This window comes from Kribbella sp. NPDC104740 (assembly GCF_055583505.1).
In genome coordinates this window covers 631,454-656,930 of record NZ_JBVJNV010000003.1, presented here as the reverse complement: position 1 = coordinate 656,930, position 25,477 = coordinate 631,454, and the positions used below count along the sequence as shown (strand labels likewise).

Annotated in this window: 24 protein-coding genes and 1 pseudogene; 12 read left to right on the top strand and 13 right to left on the bottom strand. The window is 70.9% G+C overall.

All coding sequences use genetic code 11. The annotated features are described in order from the left end of the window. The first annotated feature begins 104 nt into the window (after positions 1 to 104). Complete coding sequence (locus ACZ6Z4_RS19260; protein WP_465565734.1) at positions 105 to 1,676, top strand: tannase/feruloyl esterase family alpha/beta hydrolase; 1,572 nt, start codon at positions 105 to 107, stop codon at positions 1,674 to 1,676. A 21-nt stretch (positions 1,677 to 1,697) separates the two neighbouring features. Here the strand turns inward: ACZ6Z4_RS19260 and ACZ6Z4_RS19255 are convergent, their stop codons facing one another. From ACZ6Z4_RS19255 to ACZ6Z4_RS19235, 5 genes are all read right to left on the bottom strand, one after another. After that, positions 1,698 to 2,189: a hypothetical protein gene (locus tag ACZ6Z4_RS19255; RefSeq protein WP_363669643.1), complete on the bottom strand. Its 492-nt coding sequence runs from the start codon at positions 2,187 to 2,189 to the stop codon at positions 1,698 to 1,700. Positions 2,190 to 2,295: 106 nt separating this feature from the next. Next, positions 2,296 to 2,919, bottom strand: coding sequence for a CDP-alcohol phosphatidyltransferase family protein (locus tag ACZ6Z4_RS19250; protein WP_465565729.1), 624 nt, complete (start codon positions 2,917 to 2,919; stop codon positions 2,296 to 2,298). Further along, positions 2,919 to 4,247 (bottom strand): FtsX-like permease family protein, encoded by a 1,329-nt coding sequence (locus ACZ6Z4_RS19245; protein WP_465565726.1) that lies wholly within the window; start codon positions 4,245 to 4,247, stop codon positions 2,919 to 2,921. Before ACZ6Z4_RS19245 ends, ACZ6Z4_RS19250 begins: the two co-directional genes overlap by 1 nt. Beyond that, positions 4,244 to 4,927 (bottom strand): ABC transporter ATP-binding protein, encoded by a 684-nt coding sequence (locus tag ACZ6Z4_RS19240; RefSeq protein WP_465565723.1) that lies wholly within the window; start codon positions 4,925 to 4,927, stop codon positions 4,244 to 4,246. The genes ACZ6Z4_RS19245 and ACZ6Z4_RS19240 overlap by 4 nt, the downstream gene beginning before the upstream one ends. After that, positions 4,924 to 5,448 (bottom strand): PadR family transcriptional regulator, encoded by a 525-nt coding sequence (locus ACZ6Z4_RS19235; RefSeq protein ID WP_465565720.1) that lies wholly within the window; start codon positions 5,446 to 5,448, stop codon positions 4,924 to 4,926. The genes ACZ6Z4_RS19240 and ACZ6Z4_RS19235 overlap by 4 nt, the downstream gene beginning before the upstream one ends. A gap of 126 nt (positions 5,449 to 5,574) precedes the next feature. Between ACZ6Z4_RS19235 and purS the strand changes: the two genes are divergently transcribed. Genes purS through ACZ6Z4_RS19205 form a run of 6 tightly spaced genes read left to right on the top strand, consistent with a single transcriptional unit; the run spans position 5,575 to position 12,228 of the window. Further along, positions 5,575 to 5,826, top strand: coding sequence for a phosphoribosylformylglycinamidine synthase subunit PurS (gene purS, locus ACZ6Z4_RS19230; RefSeq protein WP_344182620.1), 252 nt, complete (start codon positions 5,575 to 5,577; stop codon positions 5,824 to 5,826). Beyond that, a complete protein-coding gene (gene purQ / locus ACZ6Z4_RS19225) occupies positions 5,823 to 6,491 on the top strand; it encodes a phosphoribosylformylglycinamidine synthase subunit PurQ (RefSeq protein ID WP_465565717.1) in 669 nt (222 codons plus the stop codon). The genes purS and purQ overlap by 4 nt, the downstream gene beginning before the upstream one ends. A 14-nt stretch (positions 6,492 to 6,505) precedes the next feature. Beyond that, a complete protein-coding gene (locus ACZ6Z4_RS19220) occupies positions 6,506 to 8,605 on the top strand; it encodes a hypothetical protein (RefSeq protein WP_465565714.1) in 2,100 nt (699 codons plus the stop codon). Positions 8,606 to 8,611: 6 nt separating this feature from the next. After that, a complete protein-coding gene (gene purL / locus ACZ6Z4_RS19215) occupies positions 8,612 to 10,873 on the top strand; it encodes a phosphoribosylformylglycinamidine synthase subunit PurL (RefSeq protein ID WP_465565711.1) in 2,262 nt (753 codons plus the stop codon). Then, positions 10,840 to 11,658, top strand: a complete 819-nt coding sequence (locus tag ACZ6Z4_RS19210; protein WP_465565708.1) for a tyrosine-protein phosphatase — start codon at positions 10,840 to 10,842, stop codon at positions 11,656 to 11,658. The genes purL and ACZ6Z4_RS19210 overlap by 34 nt, the downstream gene beginning before the upstream one ends. A gap of 45 nt (positions 11,659 to 11,703) precedes the next feature. After that, the gene (locus ACZ6Z4_RS19205) at positions 11,704 to 12,228 is read left to right on the top strand and encodes a DUF1707 SHOCT-like domain-containing protein (RefSeq protein ID WP_465565705.1); all 525 of its coding nucleotides are present in this window, start codon (positions 11,704 to 11,706) and stop codon (positions 12,226 to 12,228) included. Positions 12,229 to 12,246: 18 nt separating this feature from the next. On the opposite strand, the gene ACZ6Z4_RS19200 is transcribed toward ACZ6Z4_RS19205, so the two are convergent. Both ACZ6Z4_RS19200 and ACZ6Z4_RS19195 read right to left on the bottom strand, forming a co-directional pair. Continuing rightward, positions 12,247 to 13,104: a hypothetical protein gene (locus ACZ6Z4_RS19200; protein ID WP_465565702.1), complete on the bottom strand. Its 858-nt coding sequence runs from the start codon at positions 13,102 to 13,104 to the stop codon at positions 12,247 to 12,249. Then, positions 13,091 to 13,696, bottom strand: coding sequence for an RNA polymerase sigma factor (locus tag ACZ6Z4_RS19195; protein ID WP_465565699.1), 606 nt, complete (start codon positions 13,694 to 13,696; stop codon positions 13,091 to 13,093). Before ACZ6Z4_RS19195 ends, ACZ6Z4_RS19200 begins: the two co-directional genes overlap by 14 nt. A 115-nt stretch (positions 13,697 to 13,811) precedes the next feature. Between ACZ6Z4_RS19195 and ACZ6Z4_RS19190 the strand changes: the two genes are divergently transcribed. The 4 genes from ACZ6Z4_RS19190 to ACZ6Z4_RS19175 all read left to right on the top strand — a co-directional run bounded on the left by ACZ6Z4_RS19190 (position 13,812) and on the right by ACZ6Z4_RS19175 (position 18,463). Beyond that, a complete protein-coding gene (locus ACZ6Z4_RS19190; RefSeq protein WP_465565696.1) occupies positions 13,812 to 16,109 on the top strand; it encodes a beta-L-arabinofuranosidase domain-containing protein in 2,298 nt (765 codons plus the stop codon). 83 nt (positions 16,110 to 16,192) lie between these two features. Continuing rightward, positions 16,193 to 17,233 (top strand): hypothetical protein, encoded by a 1,041-nt coding sequence (locus ACZ6Z4_RS19185; protein ID WP_465565693.1) that lies wholly within the window; start codon positions 16,193 to 16,195, stop codon positions 17,231 to 17,233. Positions 17,234 to 17,256: 23 nt separating this feature from the next. Further along, entirely contained in the window at positions 17,257 to 17,790 is a 534-nt protein-coding gene (locus ACZ6Z4_RS19180) for a GNAT family N-acetyltransferase (RefSeq protein WP_363669614.1), read from the top strand. A 16-nt stretch (positions 17,791 to 17,806) separates the two neighbouring features. Next, positions 17,807 to 18,463: a cupin domain-containing protein gene (locus tag ACZ6Z4_RS19175; RefSeq protein ID WP_465565690.1), complete on the top strand. Its 657-nt coding sequence runs from the start codon at positions 17,807 to 17,809 to the stop codon at positions 18,461 to 18,463. Here the strand turns inward: ACZ6Z4_RS19175 and ptsP are convergent. The 5 genes and pseudogenes from ptsP to ACZ6Z4_RS19150 form a co-directional block, all read right to left on the bottom strand. Then, a complete protein-coding gene (gene ptsP / locus ACZ6Z4_RS19170; protein ID WP_465566785.1) occupies positions 18,448 to 20,397 on the bottom strand; it encodes a phosphoenolpyruvate--protein phosphotransferase in 1,950 nt (649 codons plus the stop codon). The genes ACZ6Z4_RS19175 and ptsP overlap by 16 nt on opposite strands. Next, positions 20,398 to 20,808, bottom strand: a pseudogene (dhaM, locus tag ACZ6Z4_RS19165) (dihydroxyacetone kinase phosphoryl donor subunit DhaM); the annotation flags it as partial. A 3-nt stretch (positions 20,809 to 20,811) separates the two neighbouring features. After that, the gene (gene dhaL, locus ACZ6Z4_RS19160; RefSeq protein WP_465566782.1) at positions 20,812 to 21,432 is read right to left on the bottom strand and encodes a dihydroxyacetone kinase subunit DhaL; all 621 of its coding nucleotides are present in this window, start codon (positions 21,430 to 21,432) and stop codon (positions 20,812 to 20,814) included. Positions 21,433 to 21,434: 2 nt separating this feature from the next. Next, positions 21,435 to 22,439, bottom strand: coding sequence for a dihydroxyacetone kinase subunit DhaK (gene dhaK, locus ACZ6Z4_RS19155; protein ID WP_465565687.1), 1,005 nt, complete (start codon positions 22,437 to 22,439; stop codon positions 21,435 to 21,437). Between the two features lie 114 nt (positions 22,440 to 22,553). After that, positions 22,554 to 23,114, bottom strand: a complete 561-nt coding sequence (locus ACZ6Z4_RS19150) for an RNA polymerase sigma factor (RefSeq protein ID WP_363669610.1) — start codon at positions 23,112 to 23,114, stop codon at positions 22,554 to 22,556. Between the two features lie 138 nt (positions 23,115 to 23,252). Here ACZ6Z4_RS19150 and ACZ6Z4_RS19145 point away from each other — a divergent pair, with 138 nt between their 5' ends. Beyond that, a complete protein-coding gene (locus tag ACZ6Z4_RS19145; protein ID WP_465565683.1) occupies positions 23,253 to 24,500 on the top strand; it encodes a serine/threonine-protein kinase in 1,248 nt (415 codons plus the stop codon). A 210-nt stretch (positions 24,501 to 24,710) separates the two neighbouring features. Here the strand turns inward: ACZ6Z4_RS19145 and ACZ6Z4_RS19140 are convergent, their stop codons facing one another. Beyond that, complete coding sequence (locus ACZ6Z4_RS19140) at positions 24,711 to 25,415, bottom strand: hypothetical protein (RefSeq protein WP_465565680.1); 705 nt, start codon at positions 25,413 to 25,415, stop codon at positions 24,711 to 24,713. Positions 25,416 to 25,477: the final 62 nt, after the last annotated feature.

Sequence of the window (25,477 nt, the reverse complement as noted above, 5' to 3'; positions counted from 1 at the left end):
AGAGTAACCGGTTCAACAGGTGACGTCGAGTCGGTGGGTGTGGCCTGGATCACGGGACAACTCGTCCCTGTTTCCCCACCCGCGGCCTTGTTTCGATCGGGGCCATGAGACGACTAGTGATGATTCTGGCGGCGGGGGTGGTGCCGGTGTCGGTGCTGGTGCCGGCCAGTTCAGCGGCCCCGGCCGCACCCGCAGCAACCACCTGTACGCCGGTCGCGGTGCAGCCGCCGGCCGGCGCCCGGGTGGAGTCGGTGGTGGCCGTGGCCAAGCCCGGCGGCACGGTGACGTTCCCGTCGAACCCGCCGTTCCCGCCGACGCCGCCGGTGGACGGCGTACCGGCGTACTGCGAGGTCACGGTGACGCTGACGCACGGCAGCGACCACGTGAAGGTGACGACGCTGCTGCCCGAGCAGGGGTGGAATCAGCGCTTCCAGGCGCTCGGCGGCAGCGCGTACGCCGCCGGTGACGTGATCGGTGACGCCTCGGTGAAGGCGGTCAAGGCCGGGTACGCCGCCGCGACCACGGACGCCGGTGTCGGCCCGTCGCCGATCGACCCGGCCTGGGCGCTGACCGCGCAGGGCAAGGTCGACCAGACGCTGCTGAAGAACTTCGCGTACCGCTCGCCGCACGAGCTCGCCGTCGTCGGCAAGGCCGTCACCAAGGCGTACTACGGCCGCGCGGCCAACTATGCGTACTGGAACGGCTGCTCGACCGGCGGCCGCCAGGGCTACTCGGAGGCGCAGCGCTACCCCGGCGACTTCGACGGCATCCTCGCTGCCTCGGCCGCGATCAACTGGGGCCGCTGGGCGCCCTCGGCGGTCTGGCCTGCGGTTGTCGTCAACCAGGAGAAGCACGCGCCGACCAGCTGCGAGCTGGAGGCGTTCAACGCCGCCGCGATCAAGGCCTGCGACACCAAGGACGGCGTTCGTGACGGCGTCATCGCCGAGCCGTCCAAGTGCACGTGGGGGCCGGAAAGCCTGATCGGCCAGAAGGTGGAGTGCTACGGCGAGCAGGTGACGATCACCGCCGCCGACGCCCGGATCGTGCGCCGGATCTGGGAGGGCCCGAAGGGTCTCTGGTACGGCCTGACCCGCGGTACGACGTTCGCCGGGCTGCTGCCGACCCCGCCCGACCAGCCGGCCGCGCCGCTCGGTGCGCCGTTCGTCGTCGGCGACGCCTGGGTCAAGTACTTCCTGAAGCAGAACCCGGGCTTCGACACCAAGACCGTGCGGTACGCCGACTTCGTCAAGCTGTTCCTGCAGTCGGAGCTGCGCTACAACGCCGTGATCGGGACCGACGACCCGGATCTGTCGGCGTACAAGAAGTCGGGCGGCAAGCTGCTCGCCTGGCACGGGCTCGACGACCAGCTGATCACAGCGCAGGGCTCGGTCGACTACCGCAAGCGCGTCGAGCGGACGGTCGGCGGCAACGTCGACAGCTTCTACCGGCTCTTCCTCGCGCCGGGCGCCGTCCACTGCGGCCCGGGTGCCGGACCGGCGCCGACCGACCCGCTCGCCTCGCTGGTCCAGTGGGTCGAGCACGGCAAGGCCCCGACCACGTTGCCCGCGGCAACGGCTGACGGCAGCACCGGGCGCGACCTCTGCGCCTACCCGAAGCTGCCCCGGTACGCCGGGCACGGCGACCCGAAGGTTGCCGCGAGCTACCGCTGCGCCTGATCCACCGCCGGGCTCTCGGCGTCAGAACAAGCCGACGCCGAGAGCCAGCAGCACGAACCGCGCCGCCCGCCCGGTCAGGACCGACAGCGCGAACGTGACCACGCCCATCCGGCTCGCGCCCGCGATCAGCGCGACGCCGTACAGCGGAGGGACGCCGACCGATGCGCTGAGCAACGTCACCGGGACGCCCCACCTGCGGTCGCTCAGCGCGTCCAGCAGCCGCTTGCTGAGATCGCGGTTCCACTGCACGAACCGCCCCCAGCGGGTGTCCAGGTCGACGGCCTTGGGCTCCTTCGACTTCTTCCGCCCGGTGTAGCCCGGCCGGTGCCGGACGGCCAGGAACATCGCGACCTTGCCGATCGTCTGCCCGATCGAGACGCCGACCGCCGCGACGACAGGGTTCAGCGCGCCGGACACCCCGACGCCCAGCACGTACGCCTCGGCGTTCAGCACCGGGACGACGGCGGACCCGATCCCGAAGCCGATCGCCAGCACCAGTTGCCACACCCACATGACTCCGAGGCTATGCGCACTCAGCAGGGCCGTCACGGGACCCAGCTCCACACCGGGGACGAACCAGGGACCCACCCCACCGGGGTCCCAGGGTGCTTGACAGTGGTCATCGCACCGCCGGTACGGCGTCGCGCCGGCCGCGCAGGATCCCGACCAGCCGGGTGAGCGAGGCGATCTTGACCGCGGCGGCCGCGGCCGCGACGCAGTACGGCAGCCAGGGCACGTGCAGCAGGTGGTCGATCACCAGCGAGACCACGACCGCGCCGGTGTTCACCGCCTTGGCCGGTTTCGACCAGTTCCAGACGTAGATCGGCTGGTCGACCTTGTAGAAGTAGTTCGGGCTCAGCGTCTCCTTCCAGAGCAGGAAGGACAGCGACAGCATCGTGTCCAGCACACCGAACTGGACCAGGTAGATGGCCAGCGGCCCGACCGTGTCGGGGTAGGTCGTCATGAACGCCGCGGCCAGCAGGAACGAGCTGGCCCGGTCGCAGACGATGTCGAAGACCGCACCGACGACCGTCTCCTGCTTCAGGTACCGCGCGACACCGCCGTCGAGCGAGTCACCCAGCCAGTAGGTCAGGTAGCCGGCCACCAGCCAGCCGAAGTCGCCGGTGACGAAGGCGATCGTCGCCACCGTCATCGCGACCAGGGTGCGGACCAGCGTGATCTGGTTCGGCAGACCGAGCAGGAGCTCGACCGAGGCCGGCCGGGGGATCTGGGTGGTGCTCATCAAGCGGCCCTCAGATTCTCGGGATCGAGTGCGTCCCGTAGCTGGTTGCGCAGCAGGAAACCGGCGAGCGCGGCACCGGCCGTGGCGACTGCCCAGCCGGCGACGAGCAACGCCAGTACGACGAACAGTCTGGAGCTGACCGGACCGCTGTCGTCGTTCGGGTTACCGATCAGCTGGGCCAGGCCGATCAGGCCACCCGCAGCCAGCCCCGCGCACAGCGTCGGTCCGGCCGTCGTCACCAGCTCGCGGTGGATGACCCGGCGCAGCAGTCGGTTGTCGACACCGAGGGCGGTCAGCGAGGCGAGCTGGCGGCGCTGGCTGACCAGCTGGTCCGCCATCCCGACGGTGAAGGCCGCCAGGGCGATGACCGCGATCAGCAGCACGCCGAGCATGCTCAGGCCGAACCCGGTGATGTAGAACTGCTGGTCGTACCACTCCGGCCGGTCGTACATCACCGCGCGCAGCGAGTTCGCCAGCGCCCCGAGCAGAAAGCCGCAGCAGAACAGCAGCGTGGCCATCCGGGCAGCGGGCCGGGCGTCCGCGACCAGGCGAGCGCCGGTGAGCAGCCTGACCGGGTCGCCCGACCGCATCAGGCGGCGGCCGACGGCCCGGCTGACGGCGGCAGCGCCGGCCCACCAGAGGATTCCCAGCCCGACGATCGTGATCGCCGCGCCGAAGTAGCCGATCATCTCGCTGAGACCGCCTCCTGCGCCCAGGAGCGCCAGGCCGATCACCAGCCAGCCCCGTGCGGACCGCGGCGCTGCCGACGAGGGCCGGCTCCGGTGCAGGACGAAGCCGATCAGTACGCCGCCCAGCGTGAGCAGCCCGACGATGAAGAGCCAGGCCAGGAAGTCCCACGCGCCGACGCCCGGAAAGAGCCTGGCCATCCGGGGCAGCTGGCTGAAGACGCCGGTGAGCAGCACGTACAGCGGCCCGGCCAGCAGGCCGGCGGCCAGGCCGACCAGACCGGCGTCGGCCATCGACAGGCGGCGTACCTGGGACCTGGAGGCGCCGGCGAGCTGTAGCGCGCTCATCCGCTGCTCCCGCGCGGCGGTGCCGATCCGGAGCGCCTGGGTGGCCAGGCCGCCGGACAGGACGGCGAGCACGATCAGGATGGCGCCGAGCCCGGAGCGGAGGCCGACCTCGGCGATGTAGTTGCTGTAGACGCCGCTGTCGAGGTCGCCGGGGCCCATCCCCATCACGTGGATCGCGTTGAGGACCAGGGCGCCGCTGAACGCCAGGGCCACGGTGGCCAGCCGGACGCGGCTGCGGTCGGCCGGCGTACGGGTCCTGGCCAGGTGGAGGGTGGTGCTCAGCGGGAGGCTCATCGCAGGGTCACCTCGTGCTGGATCTTGCCGTCGCGGAGCCGGATCTCCCGGTCGGCGGAGGCGGCCAGCAGGTTGTCGTGGGTGACCATCACCAGCGCGGCGCCGCGATCCCGGGTGGACTGCAGCAGCACCTTGAGCAGGTCCTGACCGGCCTGGCTGTCCACACTGCCCGTCGGCTCGTCCGCCAGTACGACGGAGGGGTCGGTGATCAGCGCCCGGGCGATCGCTGCCCGCTGGGTCTGCCCGCCGGACAGCTGAGCCGGTACGGCGTCCGCCTCGTCGGCGATCCCCACCCGGCCGAGCCACTCGACCGCGGCGGCCCGGGCAGTCTCCCGCCGGGCTCCGCCGAGCAGCAGCGGCAGCGCCACGTTGTCGGCCAGCGACAGGTCAGGCACGAGCTGGCCGAACTGCAGCACGATGCCGATGCTCGTACGGCGCAGTGCGGACCGGTCCTGCTCGGCCAGCATGGACAGGTCCTGGCCGGCGACCTGGACGGACCCGGAGTCCGGCCGGAGGATGCCGGCCGCGCAGTGCAGCAGCGTGGACTTCCCGCAGCCGCTGGCGCCGGTCACGGCGACCACCTCGCCGGGGCCGACGGTGACACTCACTCCGCGCAGCGCCACGTTCCGGCGGTACGCGTACTCGAGGTCGGTGAGCTGAAGGGCCGGTGGGGGCGTCATCGGCTGGCCTCCTTGTCGTCGGTGAGTCGCTCCAGCGCCTGGTCGAGCCAGCGCAGGTCGGCGTCGAGATGTGTGACGAGGTAGGAACGCACCAGGTTGGTCGTCGGGTCGTCCTGGGCCGGTGTCAGTTCCTGCAACTCGCGGATCCGGCGCAGGTGACCGGCCCGCTGCCGGGCCAGGAACGTGGTCGCGTCGCCGCCGGTGCGCAGCGCGGTGACCAGCTTGCGGATCATCTCGTCGGCCGTGCCCCAGGCGGGCGGGACCGGGTCGGCGAGCCAGTCGTCGAGGTGCTTGCGGCCCTTCTCGGTGATCGCGTAGACGGTCCGGTCCGGGCCGCCGCCGGAGGTCTTCTCGACCATCTCGACCAGACCGTCGCGCTCCAGCCGGGCCAGCGTCGTGTAGACCTGCCCGAAGGCCAGCGGCCGGCCGTCGGGGAACCACGCGTCGTGGCCGCGCTTGACGTCGTACCCGTGCGCCGGGGCGTGGGACAGCAGTCCCAGAACCAGCTCCGCGGTCGCCATGCGCTCGACTATACACTCCGTGTATGTACTGAGTGAATAGTCCGCCGTACGCCTGCCGGATGCTGGGTTCTGGGCTCCGGTCGGTAGGATTCGGGCGTCACCCCGGATCGAAACCAGGAGTAGTCAGTGGCTCGCGTTGTCGTCGACGTCATGCTCAAGCCCGAGATCCTCGACCCGCAGGGCAAGGCGGTGCACGGCGCGTTCGGCCGGCTCGGCTTCGACGGCGTGGCCGACGTGCGTCAGGGCAAGCGCTTCGAGATCACCCTCGAGGGCGAGGCGACCGAGGAGCGGGTCGCGGAGATCCGGAAGGCCGCGGACACCCTGCTGGCCAACCCGGTGATCGAGGACTACACGCTGCACGTCGAGGGCGACCGATGAAGATCGGGGTCGTCACCTTCCCCGGCTCGCTGGACGACGTGGACGCGCGCCGCGCGGCCGCGGTCGCCGGGGCCGAGGCGGTCGCGCTGTGGCACGGCGACGCCGACCTGCACGGGGTCGACGCGGTGGTCCTGCCCGGCGGCTTCTCGTACGGCGACTACCTGCGCGCCGGTGCCATCTCCCGGTTCGCGCCGGTGATGGACACGATCATCGAGAAGGCCGGCCAGGGGATGCCGGTGCTCGGCATCTGCAACGGCTTCCAGGTGCTCTGCGAGTCGCACCTGCTGCCCGGCGCGCTGATCAAGAACCACCACCGCAAGTTCATCTGCAAGGACCAGGGCCTGCGGATCGAGAACAACCGGACCGCGTGGACCAGCGACTACGACGCGAACCACGAGATCACCATCGTGCTGAAGAACCAGGACGGCTCCTTCGTCGCCGACGAGGCCACCCTGGACCGGCTCGAGGGCGAGGGCCGGGTGGTCGCCCGCTACCTGGGCAACCCGAACGGCTCGTACCGCGACATCGCCGGCATCACCAACGAGCGCGGCAACGTGGTCGGCCTGATGCCGCACCCCGAGCACTGCGTCGAGACCCTGACCGGCCCGAGCACCGACGGCCTCGGCTTCTTCACCTCGGTCCTGAAAGCCGTCGTCGCCTCCTGATGAAGCTCTCCCGGGTGCGGCGCACTTCTGCCCGCACCCTGTTCCTGGCCGCGGCGGTCGCAACCCTCGCCACCGTCCCGGCAGCGGCGCAGCCGCTTGCCGTCGGGGCGACCGGGCCCTCCCTTCCCTCCACTCTTCCCGCGCCGCAGGCGCGGGAAGAGTTGGCCGCGAAGGTGGTGGTCATCGGCGTACCGGGTCTGACCTGGAACGACGTGAAAGCCTCGCCCGAGCTGACCGCGCTGGTGAACCAGTCGAACGTCGGGTCGATCTCGGTGAAGACCGCCGGCCCGCACACCTGCCCGGTGGACGGCTGGCTGACGCTGAGCGCCGGGAGCCGCGCCTGGGGGAGCGTCCCCGACGCGTCCTGCGGTGACCTCCCGGAGGTCGCCGGCGGCAGGGTGCAGGGCTGGCAGACGTACGTCGACCGCCAGGCCGAGCACCACACCGGCGCACCGCTGGGCCGCCTCGGCGAGAGCCGGGCGAACGTCTGCGGCTTCGGCCAGGGCGCCGCGCTCGCCGTCGCGCGCACCGACGGCACGGTCGGCAACTGGCAGCCCACCTTCGACGCGACCAAGCTGGCGAGCAGCGCCTGCGGTGACGCGGTCGTCGACGCCGGCGCGATGCCGATCCGCGAGGGCCGCGCGGAGGCCCGCAAGAAGGTCGCCGACCTGGTCGCCCAGGCCCGCGCGGCCGACGGCTGGGTGGTCCTGGCCGGCATCAGCCAGGAGATCGAGTGGGCGCACCAGGAGACCCTCCCGGTGCTGCAGCTGCCACCGGACGACGGCACCCGCTGGCTGACCAGTGACTCGACCCGCCGCCCCGGCCTGATCCAGCTGACCGACCTGACCGCGACGATCCTGCGCGGCGAGGCCAAGTCGATCGACCCGGCAGGCGAGGAGAAGGCCGGCCCGCTCGACGGCAACGAGATCCGCGCCTCCGGCGACGTACACACCGATGCGGCCGCGGTGATCGACGAGCGGATGGACACCAACGAGCGCTTCGACCAGCCGCGGCCGATCCTGGTCGCCGTCGCGATGACGATCCTCGCGGCCGAGCTGATCGCGCTGGCCTGGTTCTGGTTCACCCGCAGCAAGCGTTCGCGCAGCGCGTTCTCGTTCGCGCTGCTCACCCAGGGCGGCTTCTTCATCGCGGTCTTCCTGTCCACGGTCACGCTCTGGTGGCGCTGGCCGTCGCCCGGCCTGTCCCTGTACGCCGTGGTGATCGCGATCAGCGCGGGCTTCGCGGCCGCCGCCAAGCTGCTGCTCGGCCGCAACGCGTACGTCGGGATCGCGCTGGCGGCGTACCTGATCCTCCTGGTCGACGGTGTCCTCGGGACGCCGCTGCAGTTCGGCAGCATGTTCGCCGACGGTCCGGTGATCGGCGGCCGGTTCTACGGTTTCGGCAACTCGACGTTCGCGACGCTGGCGGTCGCCGCGCTCGTGGTCGCCGGGGTGGCCGCGCAGAAGCTGATCGACCGCAGCCGCGTCCAGGCCGCGCTGGCCGTGCTCGCGATCGGCGGCGCCGCGATCGTCGTCGACGGCAAACCCGGCTGGGGGACGGACTTCGGCGGCATCATCGCGCTGACGCCGGCCGTCCTGCTGATGGCATGGCTGACCTGGCGTGGCGGAATCACGCTGCGCGCTCTGATCGGCATCGGCGTGGCCGGCGTACTGGCGGTGTCGGCGGTGGCGTTCCTGGACTACCTGCGGCCCGAGGACCAGCGCAGCCACTTCGGGGCGTTCGTGGCCCGGCTGCTCGACGGTGACGTCGCCGACGTGCTGATCCGCAAGCTGGAGATGGCGGTCGCGTTCTTCTCCGGCCCGGCCGGCTGGGCGATGCTGGTCGCGGTGATCCTCGCGATGCTGGCCACCGTGCTGCCCGACCGGGTGCCGTCGGCGTCGTACCGGGAGTTCTACCCCAGCCGGGCGATGATCCGGCCCACCCTGCTCGCGCTGTCGACCTGTGGTCTGGTCGGCATGCTGCTGAACGACGCGGGCGTCGCCCTGCCCGCGATCATGACCGGCTTCGCCGTCCCGCTGCTGGTGGCCCACCTGGTCGCCGCGCCGAAGCCAGCTACCGTTTCTCCCGAGTCCCACCTAGTTCAGGAGCATTGAAGAATCGTGTCCACCGACACCGTGAGCAACGCGACCAGTACGCCGGACGTCGAGCAGCCGTGGGCGGAGCTCGGCCTCAAGCCGGACGAGTACCAGCGGATCCGGGACATCCTCGGCCGGCGCCCGACCAGCTGCGAGCTGGCGATGTACTCGGTGATGTGGAGCGAGCACTGCTCGTACAAGTCGTCGAAGGTGCACCTGAAGAAGTTCGGCGATATCCCGCAGGAGACCCCGGCGGGCAAGATGCTCGCGGGCATCGGCGAGAACGCCGGCGTGATCGACATCGGTGAGGGCTACGCGGTCACCTTCAAGGTCGAGTCGCACAACCACCCGTCGTACGTCGAGCCGTACCAGGGCGCCGCGACCGGTGTCGGCGGCATCGTCCGCGACATCCTGGCGATGGGCGCCCGCCCGGTCGCGGTGATGGACCCGCTGCGCTTCGGCCCGCTGGACGCGCCGGACACCAAGCGCGTGCTGCCCGGCATCGTCTCCGGCGTCGGCGGCTACGGCAACAGCCTCGGCCTGCCGAACATCGGCGGCGAGGTCGTCTTCGACTCGACGTACCTGGGCAACCCGCTGGTCAACGCGCTCTGCGTCGGCGTGATGAAGCACGAGGACCTGCACCTCGCCAACGCGACCGGGATCGGCAACCAGATCATCCTGTACGGCGCGAAGACCGGCGGCGACGGCATCGGCGGCGTCTCGGTGCTCGCGTCGGAGACCTTCGCCGACGGCGGCCCGACCAAGCGCCCCGCGGTGCAGGTCGGCGACCCGTTCATGGAGAAGCTGCTGATCGAGTGCACGCTGGAGCTGTTCGCGGCCCGGATCGTCGAGGGCATCCAGGACCTCGGCGGCGCCGGACTGTCCTGCGCGACCTCGGAGCTGGCCAGCGCGGGCGACGGCGGCATGCACGTCTCGCTGGACAAGGTGCCGCTGCGCGACGCGTCGCTGGCGCCCGAAGAGATCCTGATGAGCGAGTCGCAGGAGCGGATGATGGCGGTCGTCACGCCCGCCAACGTCGAGCGCTTCCTGGAGATCTGCGCCAAGTGGGACGTTCAGGCCGACGTGATCGGTGAGGTCACCGACACCGGGCTGCTGCAGATCGACTGGCACGGCGAGCGCGTCGTCGACGTCCCGCCGCGGACCGTCGCCCACGACGGCCCGGTCTACGAGCGCCCGTACGAGCGCCCGTCCTGGCAGGACGAGCTGCAGGCCGACGGCGCCGAGAAGTTGCCGCGGGCAATCACCGGCGAGGAGCTGCGGGACACCCTGCTCAAGCTGATCGCCTCGCCGAACCTGTGCGACAAGTCCTGGGTGACCGACCAGTACGACCGCTACGTGCTCGGCAACTCGGTGCTCGCGCAGCCCGAGGACAGCGGCATGATCCGGGTCGACGAGACCAGCGGCCTGGGCGTCGCGGTCTCCACCGACTGCAACGGCCGCTTCGCCAAGCTCGACCCGTACACCGGCGCCAAGCTGGCGCTGGCCGAGTCGTACCGCAACGTCGCCACCACCGGCGCCCGCCCGGCCGCGGTCACCGACTGCCTGAACTTCGGCTCGCCCGAGGACCCGGCCGTGATGTGGCAGTTCTCCGAGGCGATCCGCGGGCTGGTCGACGGCTGCGTCGAGCTCGGCATCCCGGTCACCGGCGGCAACGTGTCGTTCTACAACCAGACCGGTGAGACCCCGATCCTGCCGACGCCGGTGGTCGGCGTCCTGGGGGTCATCGACGACGTCACCCGCCGTACGCCGATCGGCTTCACCGCCGAGATGGAGGGCCACCAGCTCTACCTGCTCGGCGAGACCGAGGAGGAGCTGTCCGGCTCCGAGTGGGCGCACGTCGTGCACGGTCACCTCGGTGGCCGCCCGCCGGCCGTCGACCTGGCCGCCGAGCAGCAGCTCGCCGACATCCTGATCAACGCGTCCCGCGACGGGCTGATCGACGCGGCGCACGACGTCAGCGACGGCGGTGTCGCGCAGACGCTGGTCGAGTCCGCCATCCGTGGCGGCGTCGGCGCGCGGGTCTGGGCGCCGGACGGGCTGGACCCGTTCCTGTTCCTGTTCGCCGAGTCGGCCGGGCGTGCGGTGGTCGCCGTACCGCGGACCGAGGAGGTGCGGTTCACCGACATGTGCACCGCGCGGCGTTTCCCGCACGCGAAGATCGGCGTCATCACCGGCGACACCCTGGACGTCCAGGACCAGTTCGAGATCGCGCTGACCGACCTGCACGCCGCGTGGACCGCGACGCTGCCGGCCGCGCTGGGCTGATCCTCTTGCCGGAACCGGAGTGGGGCGGCGCCGGGCGCGAGCTCGCGGGGGAGGGCGGCGCCGCCGAGCTCGCGTGGGACGGTGCCTCCAACGCCGAGCGTGAACTGGTCTGGGACGGCGCCGTCAACGCCCGTGACCTCGGTGGCCTGCCGGCCACCGGGGGCCCGATCCAGTACGGGCGGGTGTTCCGCTCCGCGCACCCCGACGCGCTGACCGAGGCCGGCCGCGACGCGCTGCTCGCGGCCGGGGTCCGCACGATCGTCGACCTCCGCAACGCCGACGAGCGGCTCGCCGTACGGGACATCCCCGGCGTCGAGGTCCACCACCACCCGGTCGAGGACCAGTCCGACGCCGCCTTCATGGCCGAGTGGGGCGAGCGGCTGAACACCCCGGCGTACTACAACGCCGTCCTGCACCGCTGGCCCGGCCTGGTCACCGCGGTCTTCGCCCGCCTCGCCGACGCCGCACCCGGCGGCATCGTCATCCACTGCCGAGCCGGCTGCGACCGCACCGGAATGATCACGGCCATGCTCCTCAGCTTGGCCGGTACGCCGGTCGCTGACATCCTCGACGACTACGAACTGGCCCTCCGCAGCTATGCAGCGAGCGCCGACGACCGCCCGCTCCCCGACCAGACCCTCGACCAGCACTGCGCCCAGGCCTGCGCCGACCTGGTCGGCTTCCTCGGCTCGATCGACGTCCCCGGCTTCCTCACCTCCGCCGGCCTGACCTTCGAACAGCTCGACCGGGTCCGCGAGCGGCTGGTCGCAGCAGACTTCGCGTAACCACCCGTCTGGCACACTCTTGAAGACGCGAGTGGGGAGTGTGAAATGGCTGACAAGCAGTGGGAACGGCGGCCGGATCTGCCCTGGGAGCGGGGGCAGCAGCAGTTGGGGAATCTGGCCGGGATGGCGGCTGCGGCCGGGCAGGAAGCTCGGGTGGTGGCGGCTCGGCGGCGGCTGGCTTCGGTGCGGTTGACCGACGAAGAGCGCCGGGTCTGTTTCGACGAGTTGGCTGAGCAGTTCGCGATCGGGAGGCTGGACGAGGACGAGCTGCATCGGCGGGTCGATCTGGTGCAGGAGGCCGTGACGCACGGGGACCTGCTGGTCGCGTTCGGCGGGCTGCCGGCGCCGTCGTTCTACTCGCCGCCCGCGAAGAAGCCGGGGCGCTGGCGGTGGGCCGCGTTCGTGGGTGCGGTGTGGCTGGCGCTGCCGTTCTTCCTGACCGGGCTGGTGTTCCTGGTGTTCGGCAAGGAGGTCGCGGCGGCGATCTTCGCGCTGCCGGCGGTCGCGTGGGTGCTGGTCAGCTGGCGCTGGGCGTCGGCGCCGAAGCGACAAGCCCGCCGGTCCGGGTAGGACCGACGGGCCGCGGGGTTACTTGGTCTCGGCGACGTCCAGCTGGACCTCGCCGGCGACGTACGACGTGGCGTCGTGCACGAACCAGCTGTCTGGCGGGGTGTCGATCGGGCCGGTCTCCGGGCGGGTCCCGGCGGCGTGGTAGCTCTCGATCGTCAAGCCGTGCGCGGCCAGGACCGGCCTGACCTGCGCGATCGTCAGGCCGCGGAACTTCACCCCGGCCAGCACCTCGCCCGGGTCGTCGATGTTGCTGCTGAAGTGGTGGTACAGCTCGCCCTTCTTCGCGGCCCGGCCGAACTCGATCTCCGCCCAGCCGTCCAGGTTCTTCGGTACCTCGACGCCGTCCTGGCAGCCGGGGTCGGCGGCGTTCAGGGTGCCGCTGCACTTCTCGCCCGGATCGAGCAGCCGCAAGCCCTCGCCGCCACCGACCGGGACCGCGTAGGTGATGAACTTGCCGACGCCCGGCGGGCTGACCGGCACGGTCTTCACCTTGACCTTCAGACCCATCGCCTTGAACTCGGCGTTGTAGCGCTTCGGGTCGGCGTTCGGGTCGACCACGCGGACGATCACGGTGTTGCCGCTGTCGGTGAACGACAGAGCCTGCGGCTGATCCTGCCCGGGTGTCCGTACGACGGTGGCCGCGACGACGCCGACGATCAGCAGGCTGAACGCGCCGGCCAGCGCGAGCCGGGGACGGGCGGGGCGGGTGATCCGCCTCCAGTTCGTGGCGGCGACCGAACCACCGTCCTGGGCCAGCGGGTGCACATCCGTTGCAGAGATCGCGTCCGCGAGGTGGTCCCAGGTCTCGGCGCCCACCTGCGGCGTCGTACCGGGCTTGAGCGCGCGGACCGCCGCGTCGGTGTCAGATGTCTTCATGGGATACCTCTCCTCGCACCGTCACCGGTGGGCGGGTTGTGAGCAGCTTGGTGAAGCGCTTGCGCGCCCGGTGCAGCCTGATCCGTACGGCGTTGCGCGAGCAGCCGAGCACGGTCGCGATCTGCGCGGTGTCCAGGTCCTCCCACGCGACCAGCCTGAGCAGCTCCCGGTCCGGCTCGGGCAGCGCCCGGAACGCCTGCGCGGTCGCCGAGTCGCCGTCGAGCGGCTCCGGGCCCGGTGTCGCGGTGTCGACCAGCTCGTCGCGCAGCCGGTCGGCGAGCGCGTTGCGCCGGCCTTCACCGCGCCGGTGGTTGGCGAGCACCCGCCGCGCGACGCCGTACAGCCAGGGCTTGGTCTGCTCCCCGCCGGGCACCTCGTCGAGGCGGCGCCAGACCACCACGAAGGTGTCCGCGAGCAGGTCGGCGGCGTCGTGGCTGGAGCCGGTCCGCCGCAGCAGGTAGCCGAGGACCGCCTCCCGATGGGCGGCGAAGACCTGCTCGAACCGGTCCCGGCGGCTGCTGTCCCCCGGCGGGTCGTGCACAGCTGCCTCGCTCACTGGCCCGGGGCGGGGCCTGATCGGTGTCTGCGTCATGCCCCGTACATGTCCAGCACCTTTCGACCCATTTCAGCGCACGGAAGTGTCAGCGGGTGAGCACCTGGGGTAGGACTGGGGTGTCTCACGTTGTCATCCGGCGAAAGGCGAGCCCGTGCCCGACCTTCCCCCGGCCACCCGCGGTGGCCACTACGTCCCGAACCGAGAGCCGCTGCGGCCGGTCCCGTTCCAGAAGCTGCCGCCGGGCGCGATCGTGCCGCGCGGCTGGCTGGCGCAGCAGCTCGACCTGCAGGTCAAGGGGCTCTGCGGCCGGTACGACGAGATCTCGGACTTCCTGGTGTACGAGACCAACGGCTGGGTCGACCCGGCGCTGGACGCCTGGGAGGAGCTGCCGTACTGGCTGCGCGGCTTCGGCGACCTCGGCTACGTCACCGGCGACCCCGGCGTACTGAGGAGGACCGAGCGGTGGATCAACGGGATCCTCGCGACCCAGGCAGCCGATGGCTGGTTCGGCCCGGAGCGGCTCCGGACGTCGCTCGAGGGCGGCCCGGACTTCTGGCCGGGGATGCCGCTGCTCGGGGCGCTGCGCTCGTGGTTCGAGTACACCGGCGACGAGCGGGTGATCCCGTTCATGGCCCGGTACCTGGCGTTCCAGAACACGCAGCCGCCGGAGGTGTTCAACCGGTCGTGGGGTGCGTTCCGCTGGGGCGACAACATCGACAGCGCGTACTGGCTCTACAACCGGACCGGCGACGCGTGGCTGCTCGACCTGGTGCACAAGATGCACGCGGGCTCGGCCGACTACGTCTCCGGTATCCCGAACTGGCACAACGTGAACCTGGCCCAGGGGTTCCGGGAGCCGTTGCAGTACGGGCTGTTGGCCACCGACCGCGACTACGCCGCGGCGACGTACCGGAACTATGCGACGGTGATGGCGGAGTACGGGCAGTTCCCCGGCGGTGGTTTCGCCGGGGACGAGAACCCGCGGCCGGGCTTCGTCGACCCGCGGCAGGGTTTCGAGGTGTGCGGGATCGCCGAGTTCATGCACAGCTTCGAGATGCTCACCCGGTTCACCGGCGACACGGTCTGGGCCGATCGCTGCGAGGAGCTCGCGTTCAACGCGCTGCCGGCGTCCTACGACCCGTTGCAGCAGGTGCTGCACTACATGACGTGCGCGAACAGCGTGCAGCTCGACGACCGGATGAAGCACGGGCAGTTCGAGAATCCCTTTCCGATGCAGGCCTTCAAGTACGGCGTCCGCCAGTACCGCTGCTGCCCGCACAACTACGGGATGGCCTGGCCGTACTACGCGCAGGAGCTCTGGCTGGCCACCACCGACGGTGGGCTGGCCGCATCGCTGTACGCCGCGAGCACAGTGACCGCGACGGTCGGGGACGGTCGCGCGGTGACTGTTGCCCAGGACACCGAGTATCCCTTCGACGACACGATCACGTTCACCGTCGGGACTGCCGATCCGGTCGAGTTTCCGTTGTACCTGAGGATTCCCGGCTGGGCGGAAGGGGCCGAGGTCAACGGTGAACGGGCCGAGGGCAACTGGGTGAAGCTCGACCGCACCTGGTCCGACGGTGACCAGGTGACGCTGAAGCTCCCGATGCGGATCACCACCCGGACCTGGTCGGCCAACCAGAACTCGATCTCGGTCGACCGCGGCCCGCTCACCTACTCGCTCGCGATCGCCGAACGCTACGAGCGGATCGGTGGCACCGACGAGTGGCCCGAGCTCGCCGTCCACCCGGAGTCGCCGTGGAACTACGGGCTCCCGACCGGCGCCACCTTCGAGCTCGTCCGCCGCGAAGCCGGCCAGGACCCGTTCACGCAGGACGGCGTACCGCTCGCGATCACGACGACCGGGCAGCGCATCCCGCAGTGGGAGACCGACACCGAGGATGTCGTCGGGCTGCTCCAGCCGAGCCCCGCGCGGAGTACGGAGCCGGTCGAGCAGATCGCGCTGATCCCGATGGGCGCCGCGCGGCTGCGGGTCACGGCGTTCCCGCAGGTCGATGCCGAGGGCATCGATTGGGTCCACCGCACCCGGATCACCGCGTCGCACGTGCACAAGGCCGACTCGCTGGAGGCGGTGAACGACGACCGGGTCCCGGCGTCGTCGGCCGACGCCACGATCCCGCGCTTCACCTGGCGTGAGCAGCGCGGGACGACCGAGTGGATCCAGTACGACCTGCGGACGCCGCGGGAGCTGTCGACGGTGTCGGTCTACTGGGTGGACGACGCGGGGGACTGCCGGTTGCCGCAGTCGTGGCGGGTGCTCTGGCTGGACAGGGAGATTTGGCGGCCGATCGAGGCGACGTACCCGGTGGCTCCGGACTGTCTCAGCACCGCGAGCTTCGCGCCGGTCCGGGCGCAGGTCGTCCGGGTCGAGGCGACGCTTCAACCGACCGCGTCGGCGGGAATTCTGCGGTTGGTGGCCGGCTGAGTTCTGCAGCTTGCTGCAACTGAGGGTTGGTGACCGGTGGTGGGTGGGAGACTACTGCCGGTCGGCGGGCTGGGGAGGCCGGGGTGGAGCAGGACGACGGTGCGATCGAGCTCGCGCTGCTGAGCGCGCTCGAGGGTGGGCCGCGGACCGAGAACGAGCTGGCCCGGGCGGTCGGCACGAACCCGTGGCACCTGGCCGAACTGCTCGATCGGATGATCGAGGACGAGTACGTCGCCGTCGTTCCGCTGGGCGGCGATGCCGGTACGGTCGCCGTCGGCCGGGAAGCCTCCGGCGAGGCGCGGTTCGAGCTGGCGCCGGGTGGGGTCGGGCGGCTGAGCTTACGGCGGGCGCTGGCGAAGCCTGGTGCGAGGTTCATCGACGCTGCGCTGGCGGCGCGGGTGGAGAAGAAGCGCGCGATGCGCCGGCGGGCAGCTGGCCGGCGGGCGAAGGTTGGGGCACCGGAGGACGTACTGCGGACGCAAGTTCTGCGGATGCTGGCCGCGGGGCCGCGGACTCGTGAGGATCTCACGCGGCGTACGGGGGTTGCCGAGGACCAGCTCGGTGTGGTGCTCGAGGAGCTGGTCGAGCGGGGTTTGGTCGAAGGAGCGTATGAGCTGACCGAAGCCGGTCGGATGCAGGCTCGGTGGAGTACACAGCTTCTGCACGGAGGTGCGGTCGAGGGCGTCGCGCACTTTCACGGTGCCGAGTGGAAGCGCCGGCAGAAGAAGGAGCAGGCCGAGGCGCAGCGGCAAGACGAGGAGCAGGCCGAGGCCGAGCGGGAGGAGCGTGCGCAGGCTGAAGCGCGGCGTCGGGCAGCGGCTCCGCCGCCGGCGCCCCGGAGGAGCCGCTGGGCGGCGATGCGTGAGCAGCAGCGCGAGCAGGCGCTGATGCGGCTGCCCGACCCGGCCCATCCGCCCGGGCGCGCGCCGGTCCTCGCCGGGACCTTCCGCTGGTGGATCGAAGTCGCGCTCCAGGGCCTGCTCGGCGGCGCGGCGCTCGTGGTGACCGTCCTGATGCTGATCCTCGAGGACCACCCCGACAAGGTCCTGCACGCGGCGACAGTGATGCTCGTCGGCGGCACGCTGCTGTTCCGAGCGACCAGGGCCCACCACGGCGCGCCCTGACCGCCTGAAATAGCCTGACCGGTGTGACCCCTGTACTGCGGCCCGCCGTGGCCGCCGACGCCGCCGCGATCGCGGAGCTGATGCGGGCGTCGGTGGCCGAGCTGTTCCCGGCGTACTACGACGAGCGGCAGACGGCCAGTGCCGCGGTGCACATCGCCGCGCTGGACCTGGCGCTGATCGACGACGGCACGTACTACGTGCACGAGGCCGCCGGGGAGATCGTCGCCTGCGGCGGCTGGAGCCGGCGCAACAAGCTCTACAACGGGACCGGCGCCGGCGCGGACGCGCGGCTGCTCGACCCGGCGACCGAGCCGGCCCGGATCCGGGCGATGTTCGTCCGCGCGGACTGGACCCGGCGCGGGCTCGGCCGGGCGATCCTCACCGCCTGCGTGGACGCCGCCCGGGCCGAGGGGTTCACGCGGCTCGCGCTGATGGCGACGCTGCCCGGCGTACCGCTGTACAAGTCGTTCGGCTTCACCGAGCTCGCCGCGGAGGAGCTGACCATGCCCGACGGCGTCGTCCTGGGCGGCGTCGCGATGGAACGGTCCGTCGACTGAATCGGAGAGATCCACGATGACTGCAGGAACCACCGCGCTCGCCCCCGACGGCACCGAGGTCGTGCTCGGCGAGATCGGCACCCGGGTGCTGCTGGAGAACCCCCGCGTCCGGGTCTGGGAGGTCGCGCTCGACCCGGGTGAGGCGCAGGGCTGGCACCTGCACCACAACCCGTACGTCGTGCTGTGCCTGTCCACGTCGCCCTGCCACATGGACTGGCTCGACGGCAGCCCGGCCCGCCAGCTCAGCGAGACCGTCGGCGGCTCGGTCTACCGCCCGGTGTCGCCGGTGCACATGCTCACCAACCACGGCGACGCGGCGTACCGGAACCGGCTGATCGAGGTGCTGGACCTCGGCGAGGAGGCGTCCGGGGCGGCGAACGACGTACCGGAGGGTGTCGCGGCGGAGAGCGCGTTCGCGGAGGTCGGTGAGATCCCGGCGAAGACCGTGGTCGACGAGGACGACGTCCGCGTCCAGCACGTGACGCCGGACGCGGGGGAGTCGTACACCTGGCGCACTGGCGCCTACCCGGCGCTGGTGGTCGACCTGGATCTGGAGACGGCGCCGCAGGACGGGCTGGTGTACCTGGAGCCCGGGGAGTCGTACACGCTCCCCGCCAAGTCGGTGAAGACCTCCGGCTACAACCTGGTTGAGCTGCGCTACTTCAGCCGCTGACGGACCGCCGCTGCGCTGTCCAGGGTCAGTGCGGTCGCTGCAGCCATCGCTGCGTCGACCGCGCTGATCTGACGCAGCTTGGCCTTCACCAGGGGGACCTGCGGGCCTACTGCACTCAGCTCCTGTACGCCGAGACCCACCAGCAGCACTGCCGCCAGCGGGTCGCTGGCCAGGTCGCCACAGACTGCCACGTGCACGCCCAACGGGACCTGCCTGACCACGCGATCGATCAGCCGCAGTACGGCGGGGTCGAGTCCGTCGGCAAGACCGGCCACAGCTGTGTTGGTCCGGTCGGCTGCTGTCGTGTACTGCGTGAGGTCGTTGGTCCCGATGCTCACGAAGTCGAGGTCCTTCGCGAGCGTCTCGATCCGCAGCGCCGCGGCCGGGACCTCGACCATGATCCCGACCTTCAGCCCCGCCGGCCGCGGCCCGAGCTGCTGGAGGGCCCAGGTGACCTCCTCGGCGGTGGTGATCATCGGGAACATCACCTGTACGGGAGTCTCGGCGGCCACCAAGCGGATGGCTTCGAGCTGAGTCGCGAGCAGGTCGGACTTCGCACGAAAGGTGCGAATCCCTCTCTCTCCCAAGAACGGATTCGGTTCTGTTGCCTGCGGGAGGAACCGCAGCGGCTTGTCGCCACCCACGTCCCAGGTCCTGATCGTGATCGGCTTCCCACCCAGCGCCGCCGCGATCTCCCGGTACGCCGCCGCCTGCTCGGCCGCCGTCGGCGCCGTCCCGCGATCCCCGAACAGCACCTCCGTCCGGACCAGCCCCGACCCGTCGGCCCCGCGCGCGTCCCGCGCGTCCTGCACCGACCCGACGTTCACCAGCACGGGAATCGTCCGCCCGTCGGTCGTCGTCGCGGGTTCGTCCACCGCCGTCAACGCGGCCTCACGCTCGTCCTGGCGTTCGCGGATCGTGCTCTCGAACGCCTGCCGATCGGGCTCCACCACGAAGCTCCCGTCGCGCGCGTCGAACCCGACCAGCACCCCGTCGGCCACGGCGACGTCGCCGATCCCGGTGATCAAAGGGATTCCGCGCGACCGCGCCACGATCACCCCGTGCCCCGTCGTCCCAGCAGCCCGTACGGCGATCCCGGCGACCCCCGCGTCGATCACCGCAGCCGTCGCCGCATCCAGCTCGGGTACCACCAGCACGGTCCCCGCCGCCGGAGCGGCAGGCTCCGGTGCGCCGGTCAGTGCGCGCAGGACCCGATCCCGCACGCTTCGGACATCCTGCGCGCGTTCCCGCTGGTAGGCGTCGTCCAGCCCGTCGAACTCGTCGGCCAGCCGATCAAGCGAGTCCCTCCAGGCAACGGCCGCATCGGTGCCTTGGGCAACCAATCGGAACACCCCGTCAAGCACCACGCTGTCCGCGAGCAAACCCGCCTGAGCGTCGAAGATGCCCGCCTCGCCGCCACCGAGCCGCTCCGCCGCCGCGTCCCGCAACCGCTGCAACTGATCCTCGGCGGCGCTTCGCGCCTGCTTCGCCCGATCCCGCTCGGTGTCGACGTCACCGGCCGCGTAGCCGCCCAGCTCAACCTCAGCAGCAACCACCACAGCAGGTCCGACAGCAACATCCAGCCCAGAACCACTCCCACCCTCGGCCCTACCCACCGCGACCTCTGGCTGGTCATCGAAGTCCCGATCGGCCAGCGCCTTGATCGCCGCCAGCACCTCCGCCGCCTGCGGACCGGACGCCGCGAACTCCACCCGATGGTGCTGCTGCGCATTCAGCGTCGCCACCCGACTGAGGCTCCCCGCGTCAACCGGCCCCTTCCCGGTGTCCAGGTTGTACGCCGTCACCGCAGCATCGAACTGCCGCACCAGCGCAGTCAGCCGAGCCGCCGGCCGAGCGTGCAACCCATGCTCGATGCGCAGAGCAACTTCCAGCGTCTGTCCACCAGCAACAACCTGGGCAGGCTCTTCAACCAAAGCCTCACCCAGGTGATCCTGCTTCCCGGCCAACCCCCGCGCGGCCTCCGTGGCCACCTCGTCCAATGAAGCCCCGGTCGACGCCGTCACCACGGCAGCGACCAGCCCCTCGACCAGCGGCGCGCTCGACAGCTTCACCCGCTCGACGATCTCCGGGTCCACGAACTCCAGCGCCATCTCAGCGCTCAGCACCGCGCTCCCGAGATCGAGAAGGACCAGCACACCATCGGCCGAGTCCGCCGTCCCGATCGCCTCCGCGACAGCCGCCGCATCGGTCCCGAACGTCGTCTCGTCCAGCCCGGCGGCCACCGCGATCACCGGACGATTGCCCTCAGCAACCATTTCCGAGGCCAGCCCGACCGCGGCATCGGCCAGGGCGCGGCTGTGCGAAACCACCACGATCCCGATCACGCGTCAGCCCAGAGTTCGCGCGGCCGACTCCAGCAACAGCGTCGTACTCGTCGCTCCAGGATCCTGATGCCCCGCGCTCCGCTCGCCGAGATAGCTCGCCCGCCCCTTCCGCGCGACCAGCGGCACCGTCTCGTCCCGCCCCTTCGCCGCCGCCTCGGCCGCCGCTACCAGCGCCCCGCGCAGGTCCGACCCGCCGGCAACAGCCTCGTCGTACGCCGAAAGCGCGGGCGCCCACGCGTCGTACATCGTCTTGTCCCCGACCTCGGCCTTGCCCCGGGCAAGGATCCCGCCGACCCCGGCCTTCAGCGCCTCGCCGACAGTTGCCGCCGACACCTCGACCCCGGCCAGCGCCGTCCCGAAGCGCAGGAAGAACGTCCCGTACAGCGGTCCGCTCGCCCCGCCGACCTTGCTGACCAGGGTCATCCCGGCCTTCTTCAGCAGCTCGTCGACCGACGTGAACGACGTCTCGTCGAGTACCGCGACGACGGCCTGGAAGCCACGGTCCATGTTGCTGCCGTGGTCGGCGTCGCCGATCGCCGAGTCGAGCTCGGTCAGGTACGCCGCGTTCTCGTGCAGGTTCGCGGCCAGGTCGCGCAGCCAGTTGGCGAAGTCGTCGACGCCCATGCTCACGCGCCCCAGCGCAGGCCGGGGGTGTTCACGGGGGCGTCCCAGAGCCGGACCAGCTCGTCGTCCACCTTCAGCAGCGTGACCGAGCAGCCGGCCATCTCCAGCGAGGTGATGTAGTTGCCGACCAGCGAGCGGGCGACCGTGATCCCGGCCGCGTCGAGCAGCTGGCGGACCTCGTTGTACATCACGTACAGCTCGATCAGCGGCGTACCGCCCATGCCGTTGACGAAGGCGATCACCGAGTCGCCCTGCTGGTACGGGAGGTCCTGCAGCACCGGGTCGACGAGCAGCGCGGCGACGTCCTTGGCCGGTGCCAGCGGCAACCGTTGCCTGCCTGGCTCGCCGTGGATGCCGATACCGACCTCCATCTCGTTCTCGGCCAGCTCGAACGTCGGCTTCCCGGCAGCCGGGACGGTGCACGAGGTGAGCGCCATGCCCATGCTGCGGCCCTGGTCGTTGACCTTCTTGGCCAGGTCGGCGACCTCCTGCAGCGGGCGCCCTTCCTCGGCGGCCGCGCCGACGATCTTCTCCAGCAGCACGGTCACGCCGACACCGCGGCGACCGGCCGTGTAGAGGCTGTCCTGGACGGCGACGTCGTCGTCGGTGACGACGGACAGCACCTCGGTCCCGGCCTCGGCGGCGGCCAGCTCGGCGGCCATCTCGAAGTTCATCACGTCGCCGGTGTAGTTCTTCACGATGTGCAGGACGCCGGCGCCGCCGTCGACCTCCTTGGTCGCGGCCATCATCTGGTCGGGCACGGGAGAGGTGAAGACTTCACCCGCGCACGCGGCGTCGAGCATGCCGAGCCCGACGAACCCGCCGTGCATGGGCTCGTGGCCGGAACCGCCGCCGGAGATCAGTCCGACCTTCCCGGAGCGGGGTGCGTCCTTGCGGTAGACGATCCGGTTCTCGTGGTCGACCCGGACGTGGCCGGGGTGCGCGAGTGCGATCCCGCGCAGCGCTTCACTCACAACATCGGCAGGGTCGTTGATGAGCTTCTTCATGCACTTATCTGAGCACACGGTCGGCCGCGGCGGGAGTCCCCGGCAGTACCTCAGCTATTGAACGTTCAAAGTCACTCACACCACCCTTTCGGGCAGTGATCGAGTCGGTTCGTCCTAGTCCTTGGGACGCAGGAGCGGCCGGACGACCTCGCGCGCGTCGTGGATCCGCGACTTGACGGTCCCCAGCGGCGCTCCGACCTCCGCGGCGATCTCCTCGTACGAGAGGCCGTAGACGTCGCGCAGGACCAGCGGGGTGACCATCTGGGGACGCGACTTCTCCAGCGTCTCCAGGGCCTCCAGCAGGTCCAGGCGCGTGCCGGCGATCACGCTGGTGGTGCGCGGGTCCGGCTTGTCCATCGTGTCCGGGTTGTGCGCGGCCTGCGCGGTGCGCTTCAGCTTGCGGTACGTCGAGCGCGCGGAGTTCGCGGCGACCGAGTGCACCCAGGTGGAGAAGCTGCTGCGGCCCGAGTAGGTGTTGATCTTGGTGGCGACGTTCAGCAGCGCCTCCTGCGCGGCGTCCTCGGCGTCCGCGGAGTACGGCAGCACGCTGCGGCAGATCCGCAGCACCCGCGGGTAGACCAGCCGGAGCAGGTCGTCCAGGGCGTTCTTGTCACCGGCCTGGGCCCGTTCGGCCAGGACTCCGAGATCGTCGGTCGGTCCGCTGGTGTCGCTCATCAGCACCTTGTCTGTTCGATTCCGCCACGGTGGTTCCCGGGGTTGTCAACAGGGTTGTCAACACGGCCGGGACCAGGGAACTCCCAGTGATCCATAATGCCTTGTATGGGGGTCCCATCCAGACTAGGCCGGTACGTCGTGCGCCGACGCCTGGGCTCAGGCGGTTTCGCGACGGTGTGGCTGGCTCACGACGAGCAGCTGGACGCCGAGGTCGCGGTCAAGGTGCTGGCCGAGAACTGGGCCCACGACGACGCGGTCCGGAAACGTTTTCTCGAGGAAGGCCGCTTCCTGCGCCGGGTCGAGTCCGAGAACGTCGTCCAGGTGCACGACGTCGGCGAGCTGGAGGACGGCCGCCCCTTCCTGGTCCTCACCTACGCCGACCGCGGCACGCTCGCGGACCGGCTGAAGAAGGAGCCGCTGGCGCCCGCGGAGGCCGTCGGTGTCGTCGTCCAGGTCGGCCGCGGTCTGCAGGCGCTGCACCGGCGCGGTCTGCTGCACCGGGACGTGAAGCCCGCGAACGTGCTCTTCCGCAGCACCGACGAGGGCGAGCGCGCGGTGCTGTCCGACCTCGGGCTGGGCAAGTCGCTGGACGAGGTGTCCCGGATCACGATGCCGGGCGGTACGCCGTCGTACGTCGCCCCCGAGCAGGCGATGGGCGAGCGGCTCGACGAGCGGGCCGATCAGTACTCGCTGGGCGCGGTGGCGTACGCCGCGCTGACCGGGCGGTCGCCGCACCAGGTCGACGGGCTGGGCGCGGCCGGTCGCGTGAACGCGCCGGCGCCGCCGAGCAGCCTCGGGTTCGACGTACCGGACAAGATCGACGAGGCGATCGTGCGCGCGCTCGACCCGGACCGGGCGAACCGCTGGCCTGACGTGGCGAGCTTCACGCGCGAGCTGGTCGGGGCGCTGGACGAGACGACGCACGGGTACCTGCCGCAGCCGGTCATCAGCGAGCCGACAGAGGTCGTGGCGACCGCGGAGACTGTCGCGACCGATGACCCCGAGCTGACGGCCTTGAGCGACGAGAACGCGCCGACGGTGATGAAGGCCGAGGCCCCCGCGGAGGCCGCGCTCCCTGGGCCTCAGCGCGCGCCGGTACTTGATGGGGTGGCGCCTGCGGAGGTTTCGCCGGTGGCTGCCGTGGCGCCTGTGGAGAGCTCGGCTGCGGGTGCTGCCGCGCCTGCGGCGGAGGCGGCGGGTGCTGTGGCGCCTGCGGAGGGCTCGGGTGCCGCACCTGTTCGGAGCGGGCGGCGGAAGGGGAGATGGGTGGCGGCGGCGGTGATCGCGCTGCTCGTCGGAGGGGCCGCCGGGTTCAGCTACCAGCGGTACGTCGAACCGCGGACGATGGGCGAGCTGCCGGCGTACGGGACCGTCCTGCGCAATTGATTCGTAAACTTTGGTGTCAGGGGGATTTCACTGTGTGCGCCCGGACGCCTACTCTGCTGCGGCCCCCAACTAGTTCCACGCCGCTGAGGAGTCCCCGTGCGGGATGTGATCGACCGGCTGACGCCGTCGCCAGCCCTGGTCCAGTCGAGCCGCCGCCGGTTCTACCGGTTCCGCTCGATCGTCTTCCGGATGATGTGGCCGCGCGACGCGTCATAACGAGGAGTCGGACCGGGTGACGGTCTCGGTTGCCCGGTCGAGCACGGCGAGGAGCGCATCGGCGTCCTTGTCCAGCCCACTCGAAGCGATCTCGACCGCACAGTTGCCGGAGTCGAGCGCGACCCAGCGCACCATGACGCGCCGCAGTGTCCGGGCCTCGTCCGTCACCAAGGTGTAGACCAGCGTCGCCGACCGCTTGTCCTTGGCAACATCGTGGCTGAGGATCTTCAGGTTCTGCCGGTGCGGCGTTCCGGTGAGCTGGTCGAGCCGTATGTCCATCGACGCCGCCGGCGGCCGCTCGATGGTGAACCCAGCTTGGATCCGGACGAACCGCCGTCCGGTCGGATCGGTGAACTTGGCCTCCTCCGGTGGGTCGGCGAAGGTCATCTTCCAGTTCCTCGGCACCTCGGCCGTCACCCGCGAGCGCACCGTCTTCTCGGTGACGAACTCGCGTTCCTTGTACACCAGCGCGCTGCGCTTCAGCGTGGGTGTCCGATCCGGTACTGCGACATTGAGCGGCTCAGTCGGCGTCGGCGTCGGCGTACCAGCACCGGGACCGAGCGGGCTCGCCGTCCCCGACGGCCGGTCCTCCGGCTGCGTCAGGTGCCCGAGACCGTACCCACCAGCCCCGCCGGCCAGCGTGACCAGCACCAGTCCAGCGCTCAGCAGCACGCGTCCTGCTCGCCCGGCCACGGGCATCCCTCCTCCCCGGCTCGCCCCCGATGGCATTGGGACACCGTAAACCGGGAAAAGGTTCGCTC

Bases quoted from the DNA above. Each gene is read 5' to 3' on its own strand.
- purQ (WP_465565717.1), top strand. From the start codon at position 5,823: ATGAAGATCGGGGTCGTCACCTTCCCCGGCTCGCTGGACGACGTGGAC.
- ACZ6Z4_RS19140 (WP_465565680.1), bottom strand. From the start codon at position 25,415: ATGCCCGTGGCCGGGCGAGCAGGACGCGTGCTGCTGAGCGCTGGACTG.
- ACZ6Z4_RS19245 (WP_465565726.1), bottom strand. From the start codon at position 4,247: ATGAGCCTCCCGCTGAGCACCACCCTCCACCTGGCCAGGACCCGTACG.
- dhaK (WP_465565687.1), bottom strand. From the start codon at position 22,439: ATGAAGAAGCTCATCAACGACCCTGCCGATGTTGTGAGTGAAGCGCTG.
- ACZ6Z4_RS19240 (WP_465565723.1), bottom strand. From the start codon at position 4,927: ATGACGCCCCCACCGGCCCTTCAGCTCACCGACCTCGAGTACGCGTAC.
- ACZ6Z4_RS19235 (WP_465565720.1), bottom strand. From the start codon at position 5,448: ATGGCGACCGCGGAGCTGGTTCTGGGACTGCTGTCCCACGCCCCGGCG.
- ACZ6Z4_RS19260 (WP_465565734.1), top strand. From the start codon at position 105: ATGAGACGACTAGTGATGATTCTGGCGGCGGGGGTGGTGCCGGTGTCG.
- ACZ6Z4_RS19255 (WP_363669643.1), bottom strand. From the start codon at position 2,189: ATGTGGGTGTGGCAACTGGTGCTGGCGATCGGCTTCGGGATCGGGTCC.
- ACZ6Z4_RS19205 (WP_465565705.1), top strand. From the start codon at position 11,704: ATGGCTGACAAGCAGTGGGAACGGCGGCCGGATCTGCCCTGGGAGCGG.
- dhaL (WP_465566782.1), bottom strand. From the start codon at position 21,432: ATGGGCGTCGACGACTTCGCCAACTGGCTGCGCGACCTGGCCGCGAAC.
- ACZ6Z4_RS19195 (WP_465565699.1), bottom strand. From the start codon at position 13,696: ATGACGCAGACACCGATCAGGCCCCGCCCCGGGCCAGTGAGCGAGGCA.
- ACZ6Z4_RS19175 (WP_465565690.1), top strand. From the start codon at position 17,807: ATGACTGCAGGAACCACCGCGCTCGCCCCCGACGGCACCGAGGTCGTG.
- ACZ6Z4_RS19250 (WP_465565729.1), bottom strand. From the start codon at position 2,919: ATGAGCACCACCCAGATCCCCCGGCCGGCCTCGGTCGAGCTCCTGCTC.
- ACZ6Z4_RS19200 (WP_465565702.1), bottom strand. From the start codon at position 13,104: ATGAAGACATCTGACACCGACGCGGCGGTCCGCGCGCTCAAGCCCGGT.
- ACZ6Z4_RS19150 (WP_363669610.1), bottom strand. From the start codon at position 23,114: ATGAGCGACACCAGCGGACCGACCGACGATCTCGGAGTCCTGGCCGAA.